This window comes from Sandarakinorhabdus sp. (assembly GCF_031430775.1).
Classification (GTDB): Bacteria; Pseudomonadota; Alphaproteobacteria; order Sphingomonadales; family Sphingomonadaceae; genus Sandarakinorhabdus.
This window is the reverse complement of record NZ_JANPCD010000137.1, coordinates 1-6,867: the sequence shown is the minus strand read 5'-3', so window position 1 is coordinate 6,867 and position 6,867 is coordinate 1. Positions and strand designations below refer to the sequence as shown.

The window sequence follows — 6,867 nt, the reverse complement described above, 5'->3', positions numbered from 1 at the left end:
TCCTCATCGACATCGTCGGCTGGCAGCATCGCGGCTGCGGCGGAGCGCAGCTTGGCCCCGGGCTCGTTGCCGCGCTCGCGCTGCTGGCGCGGCCGTTTGCGCCGGCCGAGGCGGTGGTCATCAAACCGTCGACTGTCGTGAACGGCTTCGCCACCGCGATGATGCAGCTGGTGCGGGGCGCGCGGGCGCTGCTGCTGCATGCGCCGCTGCCGGTCTATCTCGGCTCCATCGCCCGCAAGGGCATGACCGGGCGGCTATGGGTGCGCGATCTGCTGACCAAGCAACTCAAGGAAGGCCAGCACCGTTTCGGCTTTTCCGGCGACGATTATCTCGGCCAGACCGACCTGCAAGTCGCTGCCATGGGCTGGCTGGCGCAGCAGGCGCTGTTTGCCGGCATGGCGGCGCGCTTTGAGGGCCGGGTGGCCTGCATCGATTCAGAATCGCTGATGGCAAATCCCTTGCCGGCGATGACCGGGCTGGCGCGGCTGTTCGGGCTGGCCCTTGATGTGCCGGCCATCGTGGCTGGCCCGGCGTTTACCCGCCATTCCAAGTCGGGCACGGCGTTTTCTGCCGAAGACCGGCTGGCCGTGCAAGCGCTCGAAGCGGCTCATGCCGACGAGATCGCCAAGGTCACCGCCTGGACCCTCGCGGTCGCACAGGCGTCGGGCGTGCCGATGGACCTGCCGAGACCGCTGATCGCCTGAGTGCAGGGCGGCGCTGTGGGCAGCCAGCAGACGCCGTCATCCTTGACCCGGCGCCGTCGTCCCTGACCCTGCGTCGTCATCCCTCGCCCCCTGCCGTCGTCCCTCGCCCCCTGCCGTCATCCCCGCGAAGGCGGGGATCCATCGCCTGAATGTGCCCGCACTGGTGCCGCCGCCGGCCCATGCGCGCCGGCGTTCGGGAGATGGATCCCCGCCTTCGCGGGGATGACGGAGTGGAGGGCCAGCCCCCAAAACACCGCACACAGAAAAAGGGCGGACCTTGCGGCCCGCCCCCTTCTTCTTTGCCCGATGGGCCGTCTGCTTAGAAGCGGACGTTGACCTGCATGTTGTAGCGGCGACCCAGCGGATCGTAGGTCGACGGGTAGGTGTTGCCGCTGTTGAAGGCGACCGAACCAGCCGAAGCACCGACAACCGGGGGCTGCTTGTCGAACAGGTTGCTGACCGTCAGCAGGATGGTCAGGTTCGACATGATGTTGAAGCGGCCGGTCAGGTCGAAGTAATCGAACGAACCGATCTTGGCGTATGCCGGCAGGTAAGCACCGTTTTCTGCTGCATCCGTCGGTTCCTGCTGGAAGCCGGAGACGTGACGCCACACGCCCGAGATGTCGAAGCTGTCAAAGCCGAACGTCGTGCGCAGCGATGACTGGAACTTCGGCTGGAGCGAGCCGGTGAACGAGCAGTTGGTCGAGTAGAAGCCGACGCACTCACGGTTCAGCGAAGTCGGCGTTGCCTGGAACTTCTGGCTGATCGTGTAGTTGGCGTTGGCGATCACGCCGAGCTTGGCAAAGCCGAGATCGGTCGAATAGCTCGCCGTGGCATCGATACCCGAGGTAGCGATGCGGCCGAGGTTCGACAGCTGCGTGATGAGACCGCGGGTGGTCGACGGGTCACCGTCAAGGCCGCCCGTGGCCGGGTTACGACCAAGGAAGGCGCAGGCCGGGTTGTTGACGTTGGCCAGCGCATAGCCCGGAGCCGTACCGAAGCAATCGGTGACGACGTCACCCGGCAGCTTGGACGACACGGCGCCGTTGATGGTGATGTTGTAGTAATCGACCGTCAGCGCCAGGCCGGGAATGAAGGACGGCTGCAGAACCGTACCGATGCTCCAGGTGTTGGCGATTTCCGGACGGAGGTTGAGGTTGCCGCCCGACGTCAGGTTGGCCTGTGCTGCGGTCGGGTTTTCGATCGAACCGATCTGGCCCGGCGATGCACCCTGCGCAATGCAGACTGCGCGCAGGTTCGAATTGGCCACCGGAGCGGCACCGGCGCAGGGGTCGAGACCCAGGCTGGTGAGGCCGGTGTTCAGCGGCGAGAACAGTTCGTTGATGTTCGGGGCACGAACAGCGCGGCTGTAGTTGGCGCGGAACTTGACACCCTGCACCACGGTCCACGAACCATCGACCTTCCAGGTGAAGGTGCTGTAGCTCGGGTTCGACGGTGCGTTGACGTTGTAGGACGAATAACGCGCGCCGCCCGACAGGGTCAGGTCTTCGACGAGCGGCTTGTCCTGCAGCAACGGCACCACGAGTTCGCCGTACACTTCCTTGACGTTGTAACCGCCGGTGATGTTCGGGTTGGCGCCGCCGGCGCCGCCGAGTTCACCAGCCGTCTGGGCCAGAAGGTCCGAACGCTGCGTGGCGGTGTAGGCGCGATATTCGGCACCAAGGGCGAAGTTGATGGTGTCGGTTGCACCCGGCGAAGCGATGCCGAGGTCACCCGAAACGAGGCCGCGAACCTGTGCCAGCGTCGTGCGGATGCGCGACGTGCTTTCACCGGTGTTGAAGGCCTTGGACGCTTCGCTGATCGAGCCAGCCGGACCGAACCAGTTGGTGGGCACGCAGCCAGCCGACGTGCCGGGCAGGCACGACGTGGTGTTGGTGGCGAGCAGCGACTGGCGGACTCGCGACGTGAGCGTGTAGTTCTGCAGCGTCTGGACGTTTTCCGACACGCCGTACGAACCCGCCAGATCCCAGTTGATGGCGCTGGTGATCGCACCGCGCACACCGGCGCGATAATCGAAGTAGGTCGTGACATATTCGCTGATGCGCGGGCCGTATTCCGTGGTGCGGCGGCCGAGCGTGCTGTTGACCGTGCGATAATTTGGATCGCTCGGGCTGGTGGCGACAGCAGCAGCAGCGCATTGTTCCGGCGTCAGGAACGGCGTGTAGGTGGCCTGGCCGGCGAGCGGCTGGCCAGCGGCGTTGACGCCCGAGGTGACCGGGGCGACGTTGCGAGCGCAGAACTGGTTGCGCAGCGCGGCCGGCAGGAACGGGTTGGACAGCGGAATGGTCACTTCCGAGCTGAACACGCCCGACGGGGCGATGATCGTGCTGACGGTGTTCCGGCTGAACATGCCGCGCGTGTAGAACTCGATCGCATCGCTGACCTGGTAATTGGCCTGGCCATAGATGTTGAAGCGTTCGAACGGCGTCTGGAAGATGTTGTACGGGTTGAAGTTGAAGGTCGAGAACTGCGGCACACCGGCGCCGGCAGCATTGACCTGACGGAATCCGGGGTTGTTCTGACCGGCCGGGTTCGGCGCGAGGATCGGGCGACCGCCGCCTTCGCCTTCGGTGAAGCCGACGATGGAGAAGGCCGGAGTGCGGCTGATCTGGCCATCGGCCTGAAGGCCGCGGGTGTTGGTGAAGCGACCCGGAATGGCCGTGCCCGAACCACCGGGGCCGCCGGTGTAGGAATCAACACCGAAAACCGAGAACGGACGGGCGCCCTGATAGACCGGGTCCCACTTCTGGTAGCCGACGGACAGGACAGCATTGCCCTTGCCATCATCGAAGCTGCCACCAACGGTCAGATCGGCGCGGAAACGGTTGCCGTCGCCGCGTTCCGTGAGGCCGTTCGACAGCTGAAGATCAACACCGGTGAAGTTCTGCTTGATGACGAAGTTGACGACACCCGAGATGGCGTCGGCGCCATAGGTGGTCACTGCGCCGCCGGTCAGCGAGTCGACACGTTCGACCAGCGCCAGCGGGATGTTGTTCAGATCGACTGCGCCGCCGAGGCCGGCCGGTGCGATACGCACGCCGTCGAGCAGCACGAGGTTGCGGTTGGTGCCGATGCCGCGAAGATCGACGAAGCTGGCGCCGCCGTTGCCGTTGTTGACCGCCGAACCGATGCTCGGGACGTTGCCGGGAATGTCACGCAGCACTTCTTCGGCGACGTTCGAACCGCGCAGGGCGATGGTGTCGGCCGTGGTGACCGTGACCGGCTGTGCCGAGATCAGGTTGGGGTTCTTGATCAGCGAGCCGGTGACGACGATCGTGCCTTCGTCATCGGCAACATCTGCCGCTGCGGTCGTTGCGGCCTGTGCGAAGGCGACGCCCGGCACAGCCAGCATCGCCAGGACCAGGGTCGCTGCGCTGCCCTTGAGCGCGCTCCGCCGTTGGGAAGTGTTGGTGAGCTTCACGTTAGCATCCTTCTTCTGGAAAAATATGTCTGCGCGTTACGCGTTGCCAGGCAGGACGGTTCCATCGGAACTTTCCACCCCTGACAACGTGACCTGCCCCTCAGCAGCGCACCGCTAGTCCTTTTCGGACCTGTGCTCCTTGTGTGGAAAGCGCGCCGGTGTGTAAAGCATGCACAGGGTTTCGAAAGGCTTTCCGCCCGCAACTGTTGCAACACGGCAACAACTTTATGACATTCCCGCAATAAAATTGCCCAACGGCGCAATGTGTCTCAGTGGGGCGCTTCAGTTGGCGCCGCGCCATGTCCGGCCGCGCCCGGCCGCGTCCAGCGCCGTCATATACTGGCGCAGCAGGTCGCGTTCCGCCATCGACAGATGCGGGTTCCAGGCATCGATGATCAGAATCGCGCGCAATTCGCCGCTGGGGTTCATCGCCTCATGTTCGATGGTGTCGTCGAACACGAGCGCGCGGCCCTCCTCCCACGCCCGTGTTTCATTGCCGACCCGGAACCAGCAGCCCGGCGGCACGATCAGCGGCAGATGCACGATGGACCGGATATTGGTCGCACCGGTGTGGGGCGGAATATGGGCGCCGGCCTTGAGCAGCGAGAAAAACGCCACCGGCCCGCGCCCCGGCACGTCGAACAGCGGCAGGGCGTCGATCACGGCGGCGGTCTGCGGGCAGCGTTCGCGCAGCGGCCGGTTCTCGCCATGCTCGATCAGGAATTGCGCCGCCCAGGCGTCCTTGTGGTTCAGCGCGGCCCATTGGTTCACCGGCGCGCCGCGCGGATAGGCGACATAAGGCGCAAAGCCTTCGCCGCCGGAATCCAGCAGCGCCTGCAATTCGGCGCGGATGACGGGGGTGGCGGCCTCAAGCTGTTCGAGCCAGGGGAAATGCCGGCGGGCAAAATACTGGTCGGGCGGCAGGCCGGGGTAATCGAACACCAATGGCTGCTGCACATAGGACCGGCGGCGGCCCAGCGCCACTTCGATGGCGTTGGTCATGCGCGCGGCGTCCTCTTGCGGCGCCGCTGCCAGCGCCGCGTCCATGGCGGCGCCGATCTGGTCGCTCAGGCGGGCGGATTCGGCCTCCAGCATCTTTTTGGCATGGCCCAGCCCGGCGGCAAAGCCCGGCCCCATCGGCGCCGCCGGGTTCACCGCCGCCACCAGCCGCTGATAATGGAAAATCGCCCCGGCGACATCGCCGATGGATTCCTGCAACCGGCCCTTGGCCAGCAGCGCATGTTCCATGAACGGATCGCGCTCCAGCGCGCTGTCCAGCGCCTCGCTTTGGGCAACGGCATCCCCGGCCAGTCCGTGCGCGTTGGACAGGTTGTACCAGAGGATGGCGGCAGCCGGATCGGCCGTTGTGGCAGCCGTCAGCGCCGTGATGGCGGCGGCGGCATCACCGCGCCCCAGGGCGGCCATGCCGATGCTGTTGAGCTGTGCGGGATCGGCGGGTGACGTCATGAATTGGCCTTTGCTTCCGGCAGCGTGCCCGGCGGCCGAAGCGTGCCCGGCTGCAACATCGACGCCGGGTCCACCCGCACGCCGTGCCATGTCATCGCCCAGTGCAGATGCGGGCCCGTGGAACGCCCGGTGGTGCCGATGGCGCCCATGATATCGCCCTGCCGGATGATCTGCCCCGGCTTCACATCGATGCGCGAGAGATGCAGGTAGGATGAATACAGCCCCCGGCCATGGTCGAGGATGATGACATTGCCTTCCAGCGTGAACGGCCCCTGCGCCAGCCGCACGATGCCGGGGATCGGCGCCTTGATCGGCGTGCCCGCCGGCGCTGCGATATCCAGCCCGGCATGGGGCGCCGCCGGCTTGTCGCCATAGACGCGCTGCGAGCCATAGACGCCGGAAATGCGCCCCGTTACCGGCATTTTCACAGTCGCGCTCCAGAACGGCCAGGGCGAGATTTCGGTGCGGGCGGTGCGGATCAGGGCCACTTCGGCCTCGCGCATCGCGTCATATTCCGGATTGGGCGGGCCATTGTACGCCAGCCGCGCCGGCAGCACGTCGATGTCCCAGGGGCGCGGTTCCACGCTGACCGGCCAGCGCGCAGTGCGGCCATCGGCGGTGATCCATGTCAGCAGCGCCGCCGGGCCGGCATCGCGGTCGATGCCGATCATGAAGCGGCCATCGGCCTCCAGTGGCACCGCACGGCCATCGAGCTTGAGGTCGTGGCCGTTCGCGGGCAGCTTGGCCCGCACGACATCGCCTTGATGCGCCATCAGGGGCGCCTTGATCTCCAGCGGCACGGGCGCCGCCGCATTCAGCAGCAGCGCCGCCGCCAGCGCCGCTGCCCCGGCCGTGGCCGAGCCGGCCATCAAGAACAGGCGCGGCTTCAAATTCGCCCGGCGCTACGCATGTCGGCATAGCGCGCCGTTGCGGTTGCCGCATCGAAATAGGCTTCCTGGAATTCGCTGCTCCAATACCGCAGCGCCGTCAGCGTGATGCGCTTGCCGGTCACGGCGCACACCACATAATCGCCGGGGCTGACGATCTGGTAGGATCCGGACAGATATCGCAGCCGCGCCGGCCGCCCAAGCGTATCGAGCATCAAAACAGTTTTCCCTGGCTGGGGCCATGGCCCGGCGTCACCCGTGTTTCGCCATCGGCGAAGCGAATGGTCAAGTGGGATTGTGCGCCTGCGTCCGCCGCGCCGGCCACCAGCCGGCCATCCGGCGCCAGCACCAGCGCGTAGCCGCGCGC

The 6,867-nt window shown here is 66.2% G+C and carries 5 protein-coding genes; 1 reads left to right on the top strand and 4 read right to left on the bottom strand.

The features are described 5' to 3' along the window. The coding region (locus RMQ73_RS08585) for a hypothetical protein (protein WP_310497734.1) at nt 1-704 on the top strand (704 nt) is incomplete at its 5' end. 319 nt (nt 705-1,023) lie between these two features. On the opposite strand, the gene RMQ73_RS08580 is transcribed toward RMQ73_RS08585, so the two are convergent. From RMQ73_RS08580 to RMQ73_RS08565, 4 genes are all read right to left on the bottom strand, one after another. Continuing rightward, entirely contained in the window at nt 1,024-4,146 is a 3,123-nt protein-coding gene (locus RMQ73_RS08580) for a TonB-dependent receptor domain-containing protein (RefSeq protein ID WP_409049853.1), read from the bottom strand. A gap of 282 nt (nt 4,147-4,428) precedes the next feature. Then, entirely contained in the window at nt 4,429-5,613 is a 1,185-nt protein-coding gene (locus RMQ73_RS08575) for an aspartyl/asparaginyl beta-hydroxylase domain-containing protein (protein WP_310497733.1), read from the bottom strand. After that, nucleotides 5,610-6,503 (bottom strand): M23 family metallopeptidase, encoded by an 894-nt coding sequence (locus RMQ73_RS08570; RefSeq protein ID WP_310497732.1) that lies wholly within the window; start codon nt 6,501-6,503, stop codon nt 5,610-5,612. The genes RMQ73_RS08575 and RMQ73_RS08570 overlap by 4 nt, the downstream gene beginning before the upstream one ends. Continuing rightward, nucleotides 6,500-6,715: a DUF2093 domain-containing protein gene (locus tag RMQ73_RS08565; RefSeq protein ID WP_310497731.1), complete on the bottom strand. Its 216-nt coding sequence runs from the start codon at nt 6,713-6,715 to the stop codon at nt 6,500-6,502. The genes RMQ73_RS08570 and RMQ73_RS08565 overlap by 4 nt, the downstream gene beginning before the upstream one ends. Nucleotides 6,716-6,867 lie beyond the last annotated feature (152 nt).